The sequence below is a fragment of the Pseudomonas sp. CFBP 8771 genome (assembly GCF_014841695.1).
GTDB lineage: Bacteria > Pseudomonadota > Gammaproteobacteria > Pseudomonadales > Pseudomonadaceae > Aquipseudomonas > Aquipseudomonas baltica.
Window position 1 is genome coordinate 336,088 of record NZ_JACYUJ010000003.1, and the last position, 20,501, is coordinate 356,588.

Annotated in this window: 16 protein-coding genes and 1 pseudogene; 8 read left to right on the forward strand and 9 right to left on the reverse strand. The window is 60.9% G+C overall.

The genetic code is table 11. The annotated features are described in order from the left end of the window. Window positions 1-8 precede the first annotated feature (8 nt). A complete protein-coding gene (locus IFT80_RS09060; protein WP_244652379.1) occupies window positions 9-2,156 on the reverse strand; it encodes a TonB-dependent receptor family protein in 2,148 nt (715 codons plus the stop codon). Window positions 2,157-2,585: 429 nt separating this feature from the next. Then, a complete protein-coding gene (locus tag IFT80_RS09065) occupies window positions 2,586-4,781 on the reverse strand; it encodes a TonB-dependent receptor family protein (RefSeq protein ID WP_192137370.1) in 2,196 nt (731 codons plus the stop codon). Window positions 4,782-5,380: 599 nt separating this feature from the next. On the opposite strand from IFT80_RS09065, the gene IFT80_RS09070 reads away from it, so the two are divergent. Further along, the gene (locus tag IFT80_RS09070) at window positions 5,381-6,055 is read left to right on the forward strand and encodes an MgtC/SapB family protein (protein ID WP_043190299.1); all 675 of its coding nucleotides are present in this window, start codon (window positions 5,381-5,383) and stop codon (window positions 6,053-6,055) included. 111 nt (window positions 6,056-6,166) lie between these two features. Here IFT80_RS09070 and IFT80_RS09075 read toward each other — a convergent pair whose 3' ends face one another. The 3 genes and pseudogenes from IFT80_RS09075 to IFT80_RS09085 all read right to left on the reverse strand — a co-directional run bounded on the left by IFT80_RS09075 (window position 6,167) and on the right by IFT80_RS09085 (window position 9,458). Continuing rightward, complete coding sequence (locus tag IFT80_RS09075; protein ID WP_240998783.1) at window positions 6,167-6,694, reverse strand: GNAT family N-acetyltransferase; 528 nt, start codon at window positions 6,692-6,694, stop codon at window positions 6,167-6,169. A gap of 72 nt (window positions 6,695-6,766) precedes the next feature. Further along, window positions 6,767-7,264, reverse strand: a pseudogene (locus IFT80_RS09080) (GNAT family N-acetyltransferase); the annotation flags it as partial. 94 nt (window positions 7,265-7,358) lie between these two features. After that, the gene (locus tag IFT80_RS09085) at window positions 7,359-9,458 is read right to left on the reverse strand and encodes a TonB-dependent receptor family protein (RefSeq protein WP_192137372.1); all 2,100 of its coding nucleotides are present in this window, start codon (window positions 9,456-9,458) and stop codon (window positions 7,359-7,361) included. Between the two features lie 285 nt (window positions 9,459-9,743). On the opposite strand from IFT80_RS09085, the gene IFT80_RS09090 reads away from it, so the two are divergent. Then, window positions 9,744-10,043 (forward strand): type II toxin-antitoxin system HigB family toxin, encoded by a 300-nt coding sequence (locus IFT80_RS09090; protein WP_185793154.1) that lies wholly within the window; start codon window positions 9,744-9,746, stop codon window positions 10,041-10,043. After that, window positions 10,043-10,393, forward strand: coding sequence for a helix-turn-helix domain-containing protein (locus IFT80_RS09095; RefSeq protein WP_192137373.1), 351 nt, complete (start codon window positions 10,043-10,045; stop codon window positions 10,391-10,393). The genes IFT80_RS09090 and IFT80_RS09095 overlap by 1 nt, the downstream gene beginning before the upstream one ends. Before the next feature lie 116 nt (window positions 10,394-10,509). Here the strand turns inward: IFT80_RS09095 and IFT80_RS09100 are convergent, their stop codons facing one another. Then, entirely contained in the window at window positions 10,510-11,538 is a 1,029-nt protein-coding gene (locus IFT80_RS09100) for a hypothetical protein (protein WP_122715619.1), read from the reverse strand. Window positions 11,539-11,752: 214 nt separating this feature from the next. On the opposite strand from IFT80_RS09100, the gene IFT80_RS09105 reads away from it, so the two are divergent. Continuing rightward, complete coding sequence (locus IFT80_RS09105) at window positions 11,753-12,907, forward strand: MalY/PatB family protein (RefSeq protein ID WP_192137374.1); 1,155 nt, start codon at window positions 11,753-11,755, stop codon at window positions 12,905-12,907. Between the two features lie 405 nt (window positions 12,908-13,312). Here IFT80_RS09105 and IFT80_RS09110 read toward each other — a convergent pair whose 3' ends face one another. Both IFT80_RS09110 and IFT80_RS09115 read right to left on the reverse strand, forming a co-directional pair. Then, on the reverse strand, window positions 13,313-14,056 hold the full coding sequence (locus tag IFT80_RS09110) for a DUF72 domain-containing protein (protein WP_192137375.1): 744 nt from the start codon (window positions 14,054-14,056) through the stop codon (window positions 13,313-13,315). Continuing rightward, on the reverse strand, window positions 14,053-14,478 hold the full coding sequence (locus tag IFT80_RS09115) for a DNA methylase (protein WP_122477603.1): 426 nt from the start codon (window positions 14,476-14,478) through the stop codon (window positions 14,053-14,055). The genes IFT80_RS09110 and IFT80_RS09115 overlap by 4 nt, the downstream gene beginning before the upstream one ends. Window positions 14,479-14,673: 195 nt before the next feature. On the opposite strand from IFT80_RS09115, the gene IFT80_RS09120 reads away from it, so the two are divergent. After that, window positions 14,674-16,671: a peptidase U32 family protein gene (locus IFT80_RS09120; RefSeq protein ID WP_192137376.1), complete on the forward strand. Its 1,998-nt coding sequence runs from the start codon at window positions 14,674-14,676 to the stop codon at window positions 16,669-16,671. Between the two features lie 2 nt (window positions 16,672-16,673). Next, window positions 16,674-17,792 carry an HPP family protein gene (locus IFT80_RS09125; protein ID WP_342214337.1) on the forward strand — a complete coding sequence of 373 codons (1,119 nt, stop codon included), beginning with the start codon at window positions 16,674-16,676 and terminating at the stop codon, window positions 17,790-17,792. Here the strand turns inward: IFT80_RS09125 and IFT80_RS09130 are convergent. Further along, the gene (locus IFT80_RS09130) at window positions 17,789-18,025 is read right to left on the reverse strand and encodes a hypothetical protein (protein ID WP_192055419.1); all 237 of its coding nucleotides are present in this window, start codon (window positions 18,023-18,025) and stop codon (window positions 17,789-17,791) included. The two genes, IFT80_RS09125 and IFT80_RS09130, sit on opposite strands and share 4 nt — an antisense overlap. A gap of 214 nt (window positions 18,026-18,239) precedes the next feature. Between IFT80_RS09130 and IFT80_RS09135 the strand changes: the two genes are divergently transcribed. Continuing rightward, window positions 18,240-18,932, forward strand: coding sequence for a type 1 glutamine amidotransferase domain-containing protein (locus IFT80_RS09135; RefSeq protein WP_192137379.1), 693 nt, complete (start codon window positions 18,240-18,242; stop codon window positions 18,930-18,932). A 228-nt stretch (window positions 18,933-19,160) separates the two neighbouring features. Then, window positions 19,161-20,366: a DUF1624 domain-containing protein gene (locus IFT80_RS09140; RefSeq protein WP_446730982.1), complete on the forward strand. Its 1,206-nt coding sequence runs from the start codon at window positions 19,161-19,163 to the stop codon at window positions 20,364-20,366. Window positions 20,367-20,501: the final 135 nt, after the last annotated feature.

Below are 20,501 nucleotides of genomic sequence, written 5' to 3' on the forward strand. Positions count from 1 at the left end.
GGCAGCCATCAGAAGTTGTAGGTCACGCCGGTGAACGCACCGAAGCCGTCCCCCGGATACAGCGCTGCAGTGTCCTGCCCCTGAGCGTTGTAGCCCGGTACGATGGCGGTCACGTAATCCTTGTCGCCAAGGTTTTTCAGGTCCACGTAGGCCTGCCACTTCTTGCTCGGCGCGTCGTATCCCAGGCGTGCGCCGAAGATCGTGTACGACGGTGCGTTGAACGTGTTGGCGTAGTCCACCGCCGTACTCGACGCGGAGCGAACGCTGACGCCGGCGTAGAAACCATTGGCGTACTGGTATTGCAGTTCGGCCTGGTAGATATGCTTGGGCAGGCCCGGTAACTCGTTCTTGCTGAAGGCAGGGTCGTGGCGGTAGTAAAAGTCGTTGAGGGTGTAGGCCTGGCGCCAGCTGAGTACATCACCGTTGCTGCCCTGCCAGAGCTTGGTGGTCAGGCCCGCTTCGATACCTTGGTGGATGGTCGGGGTGGCATTGGATGTCGAGACAATCGCCGCGCTGGTGCCGGTGGCGGCGGCAATCTGGGTGGTCAGCAACTCGTTCTTGACCCAGGAGCGGTACAGCACCAGGCTGCCGTCGAAACGCTCGGACTGGCCGCGGACACCGAATTCCACGGTGTTCGCGGTTTGTGGTACCAGCGGCTTGATGTAGTTGTTGGTCACCCCGGAGTTGGAGATCGACCACGAACTGGGCGGATCGACGGAGCGGCTGACGTTGCCGAACACTTGCAAGTTTGGGGTCAGTTCAAAACGCAGCCCCGCACGCGGTGCCAGGGACCAGTCGTCGTAGTCGTAGCGCGTGGGAAAGCCGCTGGTGTTGGGCCGATCGCTGAAAGACACGTCGATGTCGCGCTTGATCTGGATCGCCGAGACGCCGGTGGTCAGGTACAACCGATCGGTCAGGCCCAGGTCGTTGCCGACGGTGAACACATGGTCGAAGGAGCCGTCGTACTTGACGTTTTTCTGCAGGAGCCCAAGGTCCTTGTCGCCGCGATAGGTCTTGGCGCCTGCGTTCAAGTGCTCGGTGCTGGTGAAGCCCAGGGTGGTGGTGCTGTCGAGGCCGAACAGTTGGTCGTAGCGGGTGTATTTGAGCGATGCGTTGATGTCGCTCCAGTCCCAGTAGTTGGGGTTGACCGTGCTGCGACGGTTCAAGATCTGCGGATAGTCGTGGTACCCAACGCCGAATTCCAGGGTGGCGTCGTCGTCGAAGGTGTAGGTGGTCTTGCTGGCTACCCAGGTAGAGCCGCGTTTGGTCGAGTCGCCGCGGCTGGCGCGCGTGGCCGCGTTGGTCTGGGTGCTGTCGTGCTTGAGCTGGGCGCGCGTCAGCGCACCGGCGTTCTCGTGAAATTCCTCGCGGTAGCGCACGATCAGACGCGTCTGAAGTTTCGGATTGAACCGGTAGCCGAAGTTACCCACGACTCCCTTGGACTTGCTGAAGGTGTAATCCTGATAACCATCGCGTCGAGCGTTGTCGACGCTGACGAAATAGTCTGCATCACCGACCACACCGCCGGTGCGAAGGGTCTGTTTCTGCCAACCGAAACTGCCACCTTCCAGTTTGATCTGGCTGCCCGGCGCGCTGTAGCCGGTATGGGTGATGAAATTGATGCCGCCACCCAGAGACAAGGCGCCGTACTCGAAGGCATTGGCGCCACGCAGGATCTCGGTGTACTGCAAGCCCTGCCCGTCCAGCAGCTCGTACGGCGTACCGCCGGCGCCGGTCAATGCCAATCCGTCGAAGAGGAACTTGGTGCCCTCGCGGAAGTAGCCCGGTGATGCATTGGCGCCGGAGCCGCGGATGGAAATCTTGACCGCGTCGTTGCCACCGGCCGACTGCGCGTACACCCCTGGCTGGTAAGCCAGGGTGTCTTCGAGGCTGGCGGAGCGCCCTTTGTCGACCTCGGCCTGTTCGACCAGGCTGGTGCCCCCGGGCACTTCCTTGAGCTGCGCACGGGACAGCTCGACCGGTGTCGCCTTGGCGGCCCGCACAGTGACCGTTTGCAAGCGTTGCTCTGGTGTATCGGCGAAGGCAGGAGCGACAGTGAACAACAGGCAGGCACCCAGGCCTGAAGCGAATTCGGTATAGCGATAGGCGGTACTGCGCCGACTGTTCAACGACGGCGTATAGGCATGTAACTTCAAATGTGTTGCTCCCACCCAATGAATATAAGGCGAGCTTCTATTGGTATAGTCGGACTCGAGTGATGAGGTCTGCGACGCCATCGATAACGTTGTGGATTGCAGTGTTCGTGCCAATCGCCAAGTGCCCTGAACAGGGAACTTCATTGATATCAGGTAGCGGCTGGATGTTTGAAATGGCTGCAACTGCTTAATGACTGCTGTTCCAGCAACACTTATCATCGTTATGGGAGCGGGCTCTGCCCGCGAAGAAGGTCCCGCAATACACCAGACACACCGCAGCGCCCTTTTCGCGGCCGATGACCGCTCCTACCACGATGGGCAAATGACCCTGTAGGAGCGGTCCATGGCCGCGAAGGGCGCGATTCGGTATGCCTGACACACCGCAGCGCCCTTTTCGCGGCCGATGACCGCTCCTGCGCAGGCATTGAATCACCGGAAACTGTACTGCACCCCGGCATATGCGCCGAACCCATCCCCTGGGATGATTGCCCGCACATCATTGCCGCCGGCATTGAACGCCGGACTGATGGACGCCGCATACTTCTCGTCCGTCAGGTTGCGCAGGTCCAGATAGACATTCCAATCCTTCTTCGGCGAGTCCCATCCCAGGATCGCGCCCCACAGATTGTAGGAGCCGGCATCCTTGGTATTGGCAAAGTCCATCGGCGTCTTGGAAGCGTAGTAGGTGTTCACCCCCACATACACGCCATTGCTGAAGTCATAACGCAGTTCAGCCTGATAGTTATGCTTGGGAATACCCGGCAACCGATTGCTGCCGAACTGCTCGTCGTCGCGATAGAAGAAGTCGCTGTAGGTATAGGACTGACGCAGGTGCAACGCATCGCCGTCGTTCTGGTACAGCAGAGAATCCAGACCCAGCTCCACACCCTGATGAATGGTCTTGCTGGCGTTGTATTCGGAGGTCAATGCATCGGCGCTGGAAGTCGCCTCCCTGATGATCACCGAGAGCAGTTCATCCTGCACATGGGAGCGATAGAACGTCAGGTCCCAAGTGTTGTTGCCCAACTGCCCACGGGTACCGAACTCCAACGTATCGGCGATCTGCGGTTCGAGCTTCTGCCCACCGGAATTGAGCCCGGTGGCCGGCCCGGACGTGAACACCTGCGCACCGGACACGTAGGCCCACGACTGCTGCGCCTCGACCGTGCGACTGAGGTTACCGAACAGCTGCCAGTTGGGGTTGATCTGATAACGCACCCCCACCCTGGGCGCAAACTCCCAGTCGTTCTTTTCGATGGGGTTGTTGGGGTTGTCGGCCTCGCCACCCGCCGGATACGACACCTTGGCCTTGCGCTGGAACTCCACGGCGGAAAGGCCTGCGCTCAACCACAGTGTGTTGTCGATCCACTCGGTTTCATTGCTGGCGCTCAATACGGTGTCGGAGCCTTCGTACTCAGCCTTGCGCACCAATGCCCCGGACGGCAGGTTGGCGGTGATACCGGAAGGAATCCGCACCTTGGTCTTGGCGTAAGCATTCAAATGCTCGGTCCGCAGCACGTTGAACCGGGTGATGCTGTTCTTGCCGAACAGGGTATCCAGGCGGTCGTATTTCAAACTGGCGGAGTAATCGCTGAAGCCCCAGGCCGTGCGATTGACACCCTGTCGCGCGTCGATCGGGTAGTCGTGGTAGACCAGCCCCACTTCCAGATTGGAATCGTCATCGAAGGTGTACTGGGTCTTGCTGGCGACCCAGGTCGAGCCTGGCTGTTTGCGATGGGCGCGCACGTTCACGCTGGCCGGGTTGGCTTGTTCGGGGTCATCCTTGAGTTGCGCGCGGGTGATATAACCCGGCGTCTCGTTGTCGGTGGTTCGGTAGCGGTAGTACAGACGGGATTTCAACTGCGGCGAAAACTGATAGCCGACGTTGCCGACAAACCCGGCGCTCTTGCCTTGGGTCTGATCCTGAAAGCCGTCCGACGCCGAGTCAGTGAGGCTGACGTAATAGTCGAGCGGGCCCAGCACTTGCCCTGAACTGATCTGACGCTTTTGATAGCCATAGCTACCGGCCTCGTAGCGCACTTGCAAGGGCGCGGAATTGTAGCCGGTCTTGGTCACGTAGTTGATCGCACCGCCCAGATACAACGAGCCGATATCGAAAGCATTGCCGCCGCGCAGCACTTCGGTATGACTCAGGCCCAGCGGCTCGAACAGTTCGTAGGGGGTACCGCCGGGCCCGGACACCGGCAGGCCGTCGAACAGGTAGAAGATGCCGGCGCGGAAATAACCCACACCCTTGTTGATACCCGACCCACGAATGGAAATCCGTGTGCCGTCGTTGCTGCCGCCGCCCTGCGTAGCGATCACACCGGGCTGCAGAGCGAAGATATCGGTACTGGTCGACACGCGCCCCTTTTCAACCGTCGCTGAATCAACATAGTTGACCCCGCCTGCCACTTCCTTCAAAGCCGTTTCGGCGCGTTGGTTCTCGTCCAGCCTGGCACCCTGAACAACTACGGTACTGAGTTGACTGGTCGGCTTCTGCTCGGCCGATTCGCTGACTGGTGCGGCATGAAGTTGGCCGATAAACAGCAATGTCGCCCCCGCGCCCAGCGCCGACGGCAAGCGACTGCGTGCCGTGGTTGTTGCAATGACTTCCCCGTTCATTCCCTGCTCCTGCTTGACTCATATAACACCGCCCTGAAAAAAGGCGGTGCTTATTTATTGGCAACAGGGTGATAGCAGAGAGCGTGCCAGCTATTGGGCGGCTGAAACTCGTTAAAACCGTACATTAGAGCGGCCAAGTGGCCGCCAGCACACACTTGGTGATGAACGACTGCCTCGATTCGAACACTTGAAACTTCACTACAGCCCTGTCAACAAACACCTGATATCAATCATCCGTGGGAGCGGTCATCGGCCGCGAAGGCTTTACCGCAACTTGCCTGACACACCGCAGCGATCCTTTCGCGGCCGCGGACCGCTCCTACAAAAAATACAATCGTACTCATCCGTGGGAGCGGTCATCAGCCGCGAAGGCTTTACCGCAACTTACCTGACATACCGCAGCGATCCTTTCGCGGCCGGGGACCGCTCCTACAAAAAAAATACAATCGCACTCATCCGTGGGCGTGATCATCGTCCGCGAAGAATTCTTCACCTATTTATCGTGAACAATAAGCGCCTGGAGTCGTCAGCATGCCTATCGTCAATTTGGAACCCGACGCCATCGACGGCGGGCTTCACCCTTATCAAGGAGGTCAACCATGCTCACCGATTGGGAAATGTGTATCCGCCTGCTGTTGGCTGCTCTGCTCGGCAGCCTGATCGGACTCGAACGCGAGCGGCTGCTGTGGGCCGCAGGCCTGCGTACTCACATGCTGGTGTGCGTGGGCTCGTGCCTGCTCATGATCGTATCGTCGTTCGGCTTTCAGGATGCCCTGGCCATGGCGCACACCGAACTCGACCCCTCGCGGGTGGCGGCGCAGGTGGTTTCAGGTATCGGTTTCCTGGGCGCCGGCTCGATCCTGCTGCGCGGCGAAGTGATTCGCGGACTCACCACGGCGGCCAGCCTCTGGACGGTCGCCGCCATCGGCCTGTCGGTAGGCGGTGGGCTGTACGTGGTCAGCACCGCCGCCACCTTTATCATTCTGGTGATCCTGATCGCCATAAAACCCATGGAACGGGTCTACCGCAACCGCGTGCAAGTCCACGTCATTAAACTCATCGCGCCATCGCAGACCCTGTCCCTGAAAAAGGTCAACGAGGTGATGGGCAACCGCGCGGGCAAGGTCAGGCAGTTCATCGTCGAAAAAGGCAACCGTGACGACACCGACAGCATCACCATCGAACTCAAACGCACTTCAGGCGCGCAGGCCAAGCAGATACTGGAGCAACTGCTGACCATTGATGGGGTTCAGGAGGATGCTTCCAGCCAGTGATGTTCCTGGTCGTCAAGTTGCAACGGCGTGTACTCCATACCGATGCTCGGCATTGGCCTATGTTTCGCCATGACGAACGACATACAACTGCATGAAACCTACCTCGCTCAGTCAAAGACGGCCGCTGTACCGGACTTCTTGCAATTTCGTCCCGCCGCGTTCGAGCGTTCGTCGTGTTTCCGGCTCCTCTGCAAGTCCAGCAGCTTGATAAAACCTGATCGCCCGTACGTTTTCGACCAGTACCCACAGCGTGACTTTTTCATAGCCCTGCTCGGCCAGCCAGGCCAGGGCTGCCAGCCATAACCGCCGCCCCACTCCTGAGCCCCAATGCTCGGCGAGCACATACAAGGCCATCACTTCGCCTACCTGTTGAGGGTCTGCATCGTGGTCGCGGCTGGGCCCGAACGATATCCAGCCAACGACAGCGTCCGCCAACGAGGCGACCTGCACTTGCGAATCGTGCCCCGTGATGCTCTGTTCCCAGTTTGCCTGTCTCTGCAGCAAGGTCTGGTCCAGTCCGTGCAGATAAGCTTGATCCATCAAACTACGATACGCCTGCTGCCAACTGCGGATATGCACATCGGCGATCTGCGCCGCATCTTCGAATGCTGCAGGCCGCACTACGGGCCAGTTGAACACCAGCGTGTCACACACCCCGAAGACATCCGATCGACGATCACCGACCAGGGTGCGAACCAGGCGAAACCCGGCCGACTCCGCGAGCCGGCGGCTGGCGGCGTTGGCTGAAGACGTCGTCAGGTACACACGTGTTCCAGGCAACTGGGCAATCAGTGCCGTCAATGCTTCGCGCATCAAACCCCGGCCCTGCAACGATTGGTTCGCCCAGTAGCCTATTTCGTGGGAGCCATCGGCCTTGGGGGTGAAGCCGATACACCCCACCAGTTGCTGCGGGTGCTCGCGAGTCAGCAGGAAGAACTTTTTCTCCGCATCGTGGCGGACGAAATCGCTCTGCGCTCGCTGCAGGGTGTCCAGCGTATCGGTCAGCTCCCAGCGGGGCCGGCTCCAAACCAGAAACAGACGATGGGTTTCGTAACTCGCGTTCAAGGCATCCGCCAAGAGCTGTGCCAGGGCAACATTCGGGGCGACTATTTCAAGACGTGGCGTCAGCAGCGGCGTCTGCACATCCATGAACTGAACCTTGCCCTGCCCGCTTTGTAGTTCAAACGCTTTGAATTCCGTTTCCTGCATGTGATCGCCTCGTCCTGGATCGGTCCGCGTAACGTCCGTGTGAGTGGTGCACCAAAGCCATTCGGCGCCCGATGCGCCATGCAGAATCGGTCAATCAAAACCGAAACGCAACGCCAGTGGTGACATTGAACGCATCTCCCGGGTAGAAATTGGGCGAATCCTGCCCGCGGGCGTCGTAGGTGGTGTTGGCTGCGGTGGCGTAGCGTTCGTCGGTCAGGTTGCGCATGTCCAGGAACACGTCCCAGCGTTTGCTCGGGGCTTCGAAGCCTACGCGGGCGCCGAGAATGGTGTAGGACGGTGCGCTGAAACTGTTGGCGTAGTCGACGAAATAGCTAGAGGCCGAACGCAGGTTGAGCTGGGCGTAAAAGCCTCCGGCCTGCTGGTACTGAAGCTCGGCCTGGTACACGTGGCGTGGCAGGCTGGGCAGTTCGTTGCCGCCGAAGGTGTTGTCGTGACGGTAGTAGAAATCGTTGAACGTGTAGGCTTGGCGCAGGTTCAGCGTATCGCCGTTGTCGCCTTCCCACAGCAGTGCATTCAAGCCCGCCTCGACGCCTTGGTGAATGGTTGGGCTGGCGTTGGACGAAGCCACCAGTTGGTCTTGATTGGCCGAGGCCTGACGCACCACCACGGACAGAATCTCGTCATCGATCCACGAGCGATAGAAGGTCAGGCTGCCATCGAAAATCCCGGCACTGGCACGCACGCCCAGCTCGGCCGTGGTGGCCTTCTGTGGTTTGACGTCGCGTATGAACGGCGAGCCGGTGCTGCCCAGCTGCCAGGTCACGGGCGGGTCGATGGAGCGGCTGACGTTGCCGAACAGCTGGATATCTGGAGTCAGTTCATACCGCAGCCCCAGCCGCGGCGCGGTGTCCCATTCGGAGTAGTTCACGCCATCGGGAAACTCGCTGGTGTTCACCCCGGTGGTGTATTCGATCTCGGCCTTGCGCTTGATGTTGATGAACGAAAGCCCCGTGGACAGCCAGGTTCTGTCGTTGAGCTGCAACTCGTTGCCCAGCGCCAGCACGCTGTCGCGCGAGCCGGTGTACTTTGTGTACTGCAACAGTTGCCCGGTGCTGCGGCTGTGGGATTTGACATCGCCCAGGTAGGCCAGGGTATTGCTGAAGGTGATGCTGCTGTCGCTGGGCAGGCCGAACAGCTCATCATGGGCGCGGCGATAGCGCAGCACTACGCTGGTGTCCTTCGAGCGCCAGTCCTGCGGCGAAACCGAATAACGCCAGCCGTTGAGCAACGGGTAGTCGTTGTACCCCAGGCCCACTTCAAGGGTCGAGTCGTCGTCGAACCTGTAGGTGGTGTTGCTGCCCAGCAAGGTGGTGCCGTCCTTCTTGCGACCAGTGGGGACGTCGTTGCTGCGCGGATTGTGCTTGAGCTGGGCTCGGGTCAGGGTGTTGCCATTGGTGAGCTGTTCTTCGCGGTAGCGCAGGAAGAAACGCGTTTCCAGTTTGGGGCTGAACACATGGCCGAAGTTGGCGATCAGGTCGCGGCCCTTGTTGGCCGTATTGTCTTGATAGCCGTCGCGTTCGTTGTGCAGCACGCTGACGTAGTAGTCGCTGTCGCCGACCACGCCACCGGTACTCAGTTGCTGCTTGCGGTAGCCAAAACTGCCGACTTCGAACCGTGCGTAGTTGCCTGGGGACGTGCGTCCGGTACGGCTGACGAAGTTGATCGCGCCACCCAGCGACAGCGCCGTGTGCTTGAAGGCGTTGGCGCCGTACAGCACTTCGGTGTGATCGACTGCGGCCATGTTCAGCAGGTCTTCCTGAGTGCCGCCCGGCCCGGTGATCGGCAGTCCGTCGTAGAGGAATTTGATGCCCAGGGCATACCCCTGATAGAAGGTATTCAAACCCGAACCGCGAATCGAAATCTTGTTGGCACCGGTGCCGCTGCTGGCCTGCGCGAACACCCCCGGTTGTAGCGCAAGTACGTCTTCGGCATTGGAGGCACGGCCTTTCTCGACCTCTTTCATGTCGACGACTGCGGTGGTACCGGGAGTCTTGTCCAGTTCGACCTTGGCCTTTTGCGCCTCGCTGCGCGCCGCGCCCGTCACCACCACCGTGGACAGCTGCGTATCCTCCGCGTGGGCCAGACCCAAACTGGTGGCGGTGAACAATGCCACGCTGCTCGATACAAAAGCACGATATGAACCACTGGGCTTGCGGCCCGATGTTGAACCCATGAATGAAGCTCCTGAACGCTACGAAAAGAGAAGGAGCCTCTATTCGTATAGTCGCGCTCGCAGGGGGCTTCAGCAGCTATCGTGCCAAAGGTAAAACCCCATAGGCTGGGCTCGCGATAGCAGCGCAGCGATCGTTATCGTGCAACCTGTCCTTCTGCTGTTGGCTCAGCGACAGTACCGGCGGTGCAAAGGGATCGGTCGGGACACATGCGGCACCAGAACACCACTTGACCCTCATGCAATTGATTCAGAAAATCCTCCCAAAAAGGGAGATCCGCATTTATCATGAGAGTCATTGCCAAGCGAACATTGCGGGAATTCTGGGAGCGGAGCGGACACGGTGACGCGCAACGGCCGTTGATTGAGTGGCACAATCTCATGATCAACGCCAACTGGCTTACCCCTCAGGCGCTAAAAGCTGAGATCGGCACAGCGAGCATCATCAAAGCAGGCAGGGTCGTTTTCAACATAGCAGGCAACAAATATCGCTTGGTCGTAGCGATCGACTACAACCACCAGATTGCATGGTTAAAGTTCGTTGGCACTCATGCCCAGTATGACCAGATCGACGTGGAGACCATCTGATGAATCTGAAACCCATCCGTAACGAGACAGACCTTCAGAAGGCATTTGTTCGCATGGAGGAGCTGTGGGGTGCGCAGCCCGGTACTGCTAGTGCCGACGAATTGGAAGTCCTCGCGATACTTATCGAGAAATACGAGGACCAGCATTACCCTATCGGCCCGTCCAATCCTATCGAAGCGATAAAATTTCGAATGGACCAGCTAGGACTGAGTATGCGCGATCTGGAGCCCTTCATCGGGTCGAGTGGGCGTGTGTCTGAGGTATTGAACGCCAAACGCTCCTTGAGTCTTGCGATGATCAAGCGCCTGCATGTCGGGATGAACATTCCCTACGAAAGCCTACTGGGCTAGCCTTTCTTCAGTCGAATGTTACTGGCTTCGAATCGCATATTCGTAGCCCAAGAAAAAGCCCGCGATGACCAGGTCAGCGCGGGCTTTTCTATAACCGTGGTATTGCGGGCGGTTGATTAGACCGCAGCAACAACCTTGGCAGGTGGCTGAGTGCGACGACCCAGTACACCGGCACCGGCCGATACCAGACCCGAGATCACCAAGGTGATCAGCAGGATCCAGGCGCCTTGCGAAACACGCTTGGCAGCCACTTCGGCAGCTTCACGGGCTTTCTGCTCGGCCTGAGCCTTCAGCTCTTGATACTTGGCGTAAGCCTGACGATAGCTGGCCTGAGCCTGATCGACGATCTGGTTGGCTTCGGCGTCGGTCTTGTTGCCACGAGCCTTGATCAGGTTGACCAGTGCTTGACGGTCGGCAGCATCCCAAGCCTGGTCACCCTTGGCCTTGATGCGGTCCATCAGACCACCCAACTGGTTGTCGGCTTGCTGAGGATTCTCGGCGCTGCGCTGAGCAGTGTTCTGAGCATCCTGCTGAGTAGCCTGAGCTTCCTGCTTGACGTTGTCCGGGTTCAGTTCGGCTTTGCCGGTCTGACGCATGGCCAACTCGATTTCACCCTGGATATCGTCCAGGTTGAAGTCGATGCCCTGTGCGCGCAGCTGATCCTGGATCTTGTCGCCCAGCGCTGGAGCTACTTGGGCGATACCGCTGCCCAGCGCCGACATACCGCTGCCAGCCAGGTTCAGGCCACCACGGACGACGCCAGTGACTGCACTGGACACCAAGTAGACGGTGATCAGCGAAACGCTTGCCCATACCAGCAGACCATGGAACGCGCCTTCGCGCTGTGCCAGACGACCTGCAGCCCAACCACCTACGAACAACGAAATGACAGCGCTGACAACCACCCAGATGCCGGCACCGGTACCGATCCCGGACAGCGGATTGGCTTCCTGCATCGGATCGATGGTGGCCGTACCGATGGCCGTGCCCAGCAGGTTCAACAACAGCGAAACAACCATGGCCAGTACCACACCGGCCAGAATGGCACTCCACGAAATTCGCTTGAGCAACGGCGCGGTCGTGGCGTGGTCATGGTAGACCGGGGTGGTGTAGCCGTCTGGAGCGATACGGTCATCGCGGATCATGATGGTAGTCCTTGGGGTCAATGGCAGAGCGGGTACGAGCACCCGCTTACTGCAATGACCCAGGCGCAAGTGAAAAAGTTTGAAAAAAACCCTGAATATCTTTTTACGTACGAATGTGCCATATCCTTCGCCATCGGTAGCCTGCCACCTTTGCGCTGAGTACTATGCCGCCACAAGCCCTTCAATTTTCACGTATTGCAGCCCCGAGCACATGATGAGCACAGACCTGGACACGCTGTTCGACCGTACCGGCACCAGCAGCACCAAATGGAGCCGCTACCCGGAAGACGTACTGCCCATGTGGGTGGCGGACATGGATTTCGCTGCGCCACCGGCAGTCATCGAACGGCTGCAGGCGCGGCTGGCGCACCCTGTCCTGGGTTACAGCATGCCGTCCGAAGCGCTGCGTCAGGTGCTGGTCGATTACCTGCGCGATCACTATGACTGGCAGGTGCAGACGCAGGACATCGTGGTCCTGCCGGGCGTGGTGCCGGGGGTCAACATGGCCCTGCATGGTCTGGTGGCCGAAGGCGCCGGCGTGGTGGTGCATACGCCAAACTACCCGCCGCTGCGCGAAGCGGCCAAGCACTGGAAGATGCGCAGCATCGAAGTCCCGCTGACCGTCGATGCGCAAGGTGAATGGTCCTGCGACCCGCACCGCCTGCAACAGGCGCTGGGCGACAGCGCGGCGTTCATCCTCAGCAATCCACACAATCCGCTGGGCAAGACTTATTCGCGCGACGAGCTGCAGGCCATCGCCGACACCTGTGTAGCGCAGAATGTGCTGATCATCAGCGACGAGATCCATGCCGACCTGCAGTTCGACGGCCGCCGCCATGTCCCGATTGCCTCGCTGTCGCCTGAGGTCGCCCAGCGCACCATCACCCTCATGTCAGCCAGCAAGACGTATAACGTCGCTGGGTTGAAGACGGCCTTCGCAGTGATTCAGAATGCTGAATTGCGCGCGCGCTTCGATGCTGCGCGGGTGGGCATGGTCGACAGCGTCAACCCGCTGGGCATGGAGGCTACCCACGCCGCGTATGCGCAGCCAGGCGAGTGGCTGCAGCAGCTGAAAACCTACCTGCAGGACAACCGCGACTATCTGCTAGAAACGATTCGCGCGCGCCTGCCGGGCATCGTCGTCCATGCGCCGCAAAGTACCTACCTGGCCTGGCTGGACTGCTCGGCCCTGGGCCTGGAAAACCCGCAGCGCTTTTTCCTTCAGCAGGCGCGCGTGGGGTTGAGCGCCGGCACGGATTTCGGTGCAGGCCTGGAACAGTTCGTGCGGCTCAATTTCGGCTGCCCGCGCTCGCTGCTGACCGAAGGCCTCGCCCGCATCGAACGCAGCCTGCAAAACCGCCCCCTGTAGCAGCGGCGCGAGCCGCGTCCGGCTTCAACCCATTCACCCAGACACACCGCAGGCACCGCCGACGCGGCTCGCGCCGCTGCTACACGCACAGCAGCCGCATCCGCACCCGACGCACCCCCTGTAGCAGCGGCGCGAGCCGCGTCCGGCTTCAACCCATTCACCCAGACACACCGCAGGTACCGCCGACGCGGCTCGCGCCGCTGCTACACGCACAGCAGCCGCATCCGCACCCGACGCACCCCCTGTAGCAGCGGCGCGAGCCGCGTCCGGCCTCGACGCGTTCACCCAGACACACCGCAGGCACCGCCGACGCGGCTCGCGCCGCTGCTACACGCACAGCAGCCGCATCCGCACCCGACGCACCCCCTGTAGCAGCGGCGCAAGCCGCGTCCGGCTTCAACGCGTTTACCCAGACACACCGCAGCACCGCCGGGGCGGATACCGCATATCCAATGCATTGGCGAGCGCGGCGCCCGAGGCGGTGTTGTCGAACACACACCAGACCTCGGCGTCTGCGGCGGCCTCAGCCAGAGTCACGCGCAAGCGTGAGAGATACTCGGCGTCGTACGCGTCGTGGTAGATGCGCGGCGAGCCATGCAGCCGCCAATATCGGAAGCCACGCCAGCCACCGGGGGTGGGATCGGTGGCTATACGGGAAGGATCGACAGCCGCCTGCGCAATACGCTGCGCCTGCAGCAGCGTCTCGGCCTCGACCCAGGAAGGATGACGAGGCTCGACCACCACCGGCCCGACAAATCGCTCGCGCAGGCAACTGAAAAAGTCCTCGGCAACCTGAGCGTCGAACACCAGCGAAGGCGGCAACTGCACCAGCAGGCAACCGAGTTTGTCGCCAAGCTGTCCGCACTGCGCCAGGAATTCGTCCAAGGCCACAGCGCACTCTTCAAGCCGCTGCAAATGAGTGATCTGTTTCGGTACCTTGACCGAGAAGCGGAAATCATCGGGCACCGAAGCCGCCCATCGCGCATAAGTCTGCGGCCGGTGCGGACGGTAGAACGAGCTGTTGATCTCGACACAGCTCAACTTCGACGCGTAGCGCTGCAGATGGGTACCGTCAGCCGCGAAGCGCTCGGCATGTTCGCGTGACAGGCTCCAGCCGGCGCAGCCTACCCGTATGGAGTGACTGTTCAAAACAGCACCCCGCCCGCCTCGCGCATGAAAATCTCGACGGTTTTGGGCCCGACACCCTCGAACGCTTCCAGCTTGCGTTCGAAGTCACGGCGATCCGTGCTTGCCGCGCGCATCCCACCGATCGTACCGTCATACTCGGCTTGCAGTTTTTTCGCCAAGGCGCTCAAGCGCGTTGCGGTACTTTCGTCATAGCGCACGTAATGCGCCTCGCCCAGCATGGCCACCAATTCGCGGTGCGTGCAATTGCTCAGCTTGCGGGGCGTGTCGCGGTTATGTTTGTCGACCAGCACCCGATAGGCCTCCACGGCAATGTCCGCCTGGATCCGCTTGCCCATCAGAAAGCTGGCCAACAACCATTTGAACAGGCCGTGTTGCTCGTTGATGTCGATACCCAGTTCATGGGCGGTAACGTGCTTGCTCATCGGCTGGGTCCCCCATCGGCGTCATGCAGGTAAGGTTAGGTAGACGCTGGCCACGGCCGACAGGTTCGATCCGCCTGCATGCCAGTCGACCCCAGCCAGCGCCCGCGAACGGCGCCGCGACGCGCGGACCGTGCCGTCCCGCTCATTCGCCGCTACAATGGCGGCCTTGACCGTGATGACTCAGACCAGAAAAACATGTCCCTGCCCAAGCACCACCTCGAACTGCTCAGCCCTGCACGCGACGTCGCCATCGCCCGCGAAGCCATCCTGCACGGCGCCGATGCCATCTACATAGGCGGCCCCAGCTTCGGCGCGCGTCACAACGCCAGCAACGAGCTGAGCGACATCGCCGAGTTGGTGACCTTCGCTCGCCGCTATCATGCGCGGGTGTTCACCACGCTCAACACCATCCTGCACGACAACGAACTGGAGCCGGCCCGCAAGCTGATCCACCAGCTGTACGACGCCGGGGTGGACGCCTTGATCGTGCAGGACCTGGGCGTCATGGAACTGGACATCCCGCCAATCGAGCTGCACGCCAGCACCCAGACCGACATCCGTACCCTGGCTCGGGCCAGGTTTCTCGACCAGGCCGGGTTCTCCCAACTGGTGCTGGCACGCGAACTGGACCTGAGCGAAATCCGCGCGATCGCCGCAGAAACCGACGCGGCCATCGAGTTCTTCATTCACGGTGCCCTGTGCGTGGCCTTCTCCGGTCAATGCAACATCTCCCATGCACACACCGGGCGCAGCGCCAACCGTGGCGACTGCTCCCAGGCCTGTCGCCTGCCCTACACCCTCAAGGATGACCAGGGTCGCGTGGTGGCTTATGAAAAACACCTGCTGTCCATGAAAGACAACAACCAGAGCGCCAACATTCGTGCGCTGGTCGAAGCCGGCGTGCGTTCGTTCAAGATCGAGGGCCGCTACAAGGACATGGGCTATGTGAAGAACATCACTGCCTACTACCGCCAGCGCCTGGACGACGTATTGGAAGACCGCCCGGACCTGGCACGCGCCTCCAGCGGCCGCACTGCGCACTTTTTCGTACCAGACCCGGACAAGACTTTTCACCGCGGCAGCACCGATTATTTCGTCAGCGAACGCAAGATCGACATCGGCGCGTTCGACTCGCCGACCTTCACCGGCCTGCCGGTGGGGCTGGTGGAGAAAGTCGGCAAGCGCGACATGCTGGTGGTCAGCGAGCAGCCACTGTCCAACGGCGACGGTCTGAACGTGCTGGTCAAGCGCGAAGTCGTGGGTTTTCGCGCCAACATCGCCGAGCTCAAGGGCGAGTTCGAAGAGGACGGCCACAAGCGCTACCGCTATCGGGTCGAGCCCAATGAGATGCCTGCAGGGTTGTTCCAGCTAAGGCCCAATCACCCGCTCAACCGCAACCTGGACCACAACTGGCAGCAGGCACTGCAGAAGACGTCCGCCGAGCGACGCATCGGCCTGGCCTGGCTCGCACAGCTGACCGAGCAGCGCCTGCAACTGACTGCCACCAGCGAGGAAGGCGTGCGCGTGGACGTCACGCTGGAAGGCCCGTTCGGCCCAGCCAACAAGCCTGAGCAGGCCTTGGAGCAGCTGCATGATCTGCTGGGTCAACTGGGCACCACCCAGTACCATGCGACGGCCATCGAACTGGATGCGCCGCAGGCGTTCTTCATTCCCAACTCGCAGCTCAAGGCGTTGCGCCGCGAGGCCATCGAGGCACTGACGGCCGCGCGTGTCCAGGCCCATCCTCGTGGCAGCCGCAAGGCCGAAACGACACCGCCGCCGGTTTATCCGGAATCGCACCTGTCGTTCCTGGCCAACGTGTACAACCAGAAGGCCCGCGACTTCTACCTTCGGCACGGGGTCGAGCTGATCGATGCCGCGTACGAGGCCCATGAAGAGCTGGGCGAAGTGCCGGTGATGATCACCAAGCACTGCCTGCGCTTCTCCTTCAACCTGTGCCCCAAACAGGCCAAGGGGGTGACAGGTGTGAAAACCAAGGTCGCGCCCATGCAGTTGATTCACGGCGATGAAGTGTTGACGCTCAAGTTCGACTGCAAGCCGTGCGAGATGCACGTGATCGGCAAGATGAAGGGGCATATCCTCGACCTGCCGTTGCCGGGTAGCGGAGTCCATGTGGTCGGTCAGATCAGCCCGCAGGACTTGATGAAGACCATCCGCCGCGCCCCGCATTGACAGTGCTTCGACTGCGCGCACTCTGGCCAAGCCGCCAGCCGATCAACGCTCGAGAAAAATGGCGCGCCTGCATTGGCGCGGCACTGGGCGTGCTGGTGGTCTGCACCGTAGCGGCGCTGGGCCTGCAAGGACACTGGGCTGCCGAACATGGCGCGTTGGGCCTGGCCATCGTGGCGCCCATCGGCGCCAGCGCGGTGCTGGTGTTTGCCCTTCCCGCAAGCCCCCTGGCCCAGCCTTGGTCGGTGGCGGGCGGCAACACCCTGAGCGCGCTGGTGGGCATTGCTTGCGTCAAGTGGATCCCCGATCCCACGTTCGCTGGGGCCCTTGCAGTTGGCCTGGCGATCGCACTGATGCTCGCGGCCCGCTGCCTGCATCCACCCGGCGGCGCGGCGGCGCTGCTCATGGTCGTGATGGGCTGCGAGCAGTTCACCTACGCGGTGAATCCGGTGCTGATCGATTCGCTGCTGCTGGTCGCCGCCGGGCTGATCTACAACAACCTGACACGTCGGCCATGGCCCCATGTACCCGCCACCAGCACGCCGTCCAGCCCCAGCCGTTTCAGCCATGCTGACCTGGACGCCGCACTGGTGCACTACAACCAGGTGCTAGACGTCGATCGCAACGATCTGCAGGCACTGCTCGAGCACGCCGAGGCATCGGCGTACCAGCGCAACATGGGTGAGCTGCGCTGCGCCGAAGTCATGAGTCGCGAACCGATCACCGCACGCCAGGAAATGCCGCTGCGCGATGCCTGGGCGCTGATGCGCAAACACAAGATCAAGGCACTGCCGGTTATCGACCGACAGCGTCATCTGCTGGGCATTGTCACAGTGGCCGATTTCATGCAGCAACTGGATCTGGATGCCCATGACGGTGTGGCCTGGCACCTGCGCGCCCTTCTGCGACCCCGCCGGAATCAGCCGACGACGAGCATCGTCGGGCAGATCATGACGCGTTCAGTGCGCGTAGCCAGCGCGGACCGCCTGCTGACCGAGCTGGTGCCGGTGTTCTCGGAAAATGGCCATCGGCACATCCCCATCATCGACAGCGAACGCCATCTGGTCGGCATCATCACCCAATCCGATCTGATCCGCGCTCTGTATCGGGCCGTGAGGGCCTAGCGCACGACGCCTTCGGTCACTTCGATGTCGGTCAGCCCCATGCGCGCCGCCTGCTCGAGAACCTGCTCGTCGGTGTCCTCTGCAGTGGGCATCACCAAGCTGTTTTCGCCGTCGCCGAAATGCAATTGCAACAGATGCATCACGATACTGTGAAGACTCTGTTCGACCTCGTCCGGTGGGGTCCAGCTGCGCGGGGCGCCGTTGAACAGGTATCGCACGGTTGCAGTTGCCATTGGCCAAATCCTCTCGATGGTGGGCGCGAGCCCGTTCTGGAAGGCCGCAAAGGGTCGGTCCTGAAGGAAATGACTGGGGTGATGCGCCAGCGTTCCATCCGACCCAAAGCGTACCAGACGCGGATTGTCTTGAACGTCTGCGGCCAAGTGCTTTCAGAAAACAGAACCGGGCAATGCGATGCGTTGCGTCCCTATACCTGCTGGAGAAGTTTGCATGAAGATCTTGATGGTTCTGACGTCCCACGATCAACTGGGCGATACCGGCAAGAAAACCGGCTTCTGGCTGGAAGAATTCGCCGCACCCTACTATGCCTTCGTCGATGCAGGCGCCGAAGTGACCCTGGTCTCGCCCAAGGGTGGCCAGCCACCGCTGGACCCCAAGAGCGACGAGCCGGATGCGCAGACCGACGCCACCCGCCGCTTCGCTCAGGATACGCAGGCTCAAAAAGTCCTGGCGGATACCTTTCCCCTTGGCGAGGCTGACCCGTACGACTTCGATGCCGTGTTCTACCCAGGCGGCCACGGGCCACTGTGGGACCTGGCCGAAGACACCGACTCGAAGACCATCATCGAAGCCTTCTACGCCGCCAACAAACCCGTTGCAGCTGTGTGCCATGCACCTGGGGTGTTCAAGAACGTCAAGTCGCCGGACGGCGATTCCATCGTCAAGGGCAAGAAGGTCACCGGCTTCACCAACTCCGAAGAAGATGCCGTCGGTTTGACGGACGTCGTGCCGTTCCTGGTTGAAGATATGCTCAAGGCCAATGGCGGCGAGTATTCCAAAGGGCCGGATTGGGGCAGCTACGTGGTCGAAGACGGTCACCTGATCACTGGCCAGAACCCTGCGTCTTCCGAAGCCGCCGCCCAGGCGCTGATCAAGCGCCTGCAACAGGAAGAAAGCGCCTGATTGGAGCATTCTCGATACCCAGCGTTGTTCTTTTCGCGGGCAGAGCCCGCTCCCACACACGGGCTCATCCCCTGTGGGAGCGGACTCTGCCCGCGAAGCTTTACACGGTCTATCTGACGCACCGCTGCGCCTTACTTGCAGCTGGGGCGGTTAGACGCACCTCGCCATAACGATTTCCAATATTCACGTTATATCGTAACATTAGCATCCCGATTTATTTTTGGATGCATGCCCATGGCCGACGCCGCCGCTTCACCACCCTTCCCCGGCTCGCTTTCCACTGCCTCGACCCAGGCGGTGTCACGCACCCGCATGCTCGCGATCGACGCATTGCGTGGACTGGTCATGCTTTTCATGCTCGTCGACCATGTCCGGGAAACCTTCTTCCTCCACGTGCAAGTCAGCGACCCCATGGACCCGCTGAACACCCCTCCCGAACTGTTCTTCACCCGTATCAGCAGCATGGTCTGCGCGCCCGTGTTCGTCTTTCTCACCGGCCTTTCCGCCTGGCTGTATGGGCAATCCCACAGTTCGCGGGAGGTCTCGATATTTCTCCTCAAGCGCGGCTTGTTCCTGGTCTTCCTCGAACTTACCTTGGTCAACTTCGCCTGGAACGCAACCCTGGTGCCCACTACTTTGTGGCTGCAAGTGATCTGGGCCATCGGCCTGAGCATGATCGCACTGGCGGCACTCATTCACATGCCGCGCACCGCACTGGCGATCGTGGGCGCGGTCATCGTCGCCGGACACAATCTGCTGGACGGCATCGTCCTGACCGCCGACTCGCCGTTCTTCGAGATCTGGTCGATCCTGCACCAGCGCGCGTTCCTGGAAATCACCGAATACACCCGCGCCCGCACCACCTACCCCATCCTTCCGTGGATCGGCCTGATCGCCCTGGGCTACTGCGCCGGCCCTTGGTTCGCCCGCGGCGCCGACCCGGCACGACGCCAGCGCCTGCTGCTCAATTGGGGGATTGGCCTGATCCTGGGCTTCATCGCCATTCGCTATCTCAACGGCTACGGCGAAAAACCCTGGAGCGTGCTGGACGACAACGTGCGTACCTTCATGAGCTTCATGTCGCTGACCAAATACCCGCCGTCGCTGCTGTACCTGATGCCCACCATGGGCGCAGGCTTGCTGCTGCTTGCATTGTTCCAGCGCCTCGAAGGCCGACAAGTGCTCAAGGTGCCGTCGCGCTACGGTGGCGCACCAATGTTTTTCTACGTACTGCACCTGCTGGTGCTCAAGGCGATGTACCTGCTCGCCGTGCAGATCTGGGGTTTGAACCAGGGCAAGTACTACGGTTTCGACAGCCTGGGCGGAATCTGGCTGTGGACTGCGGTGCTGGCCATTGCCCTGTACTTTCCCACTCGTTGGTTCGCGCAGCTCAAACAGCGTCGGCGCGACATCGGCTGGCTGAAGTACTTCTGAGCGCGTTCGAGTCGCGCCTGCGTTACCGCTTGAACCGGGTAGACGACCGCTGATCGCCACCCTGCTCTCTTGCGCCGATATTTGAACGCATGGATGCACTTTAACGACTCTGGAGCAGTCCGACGGGAAGGCGTG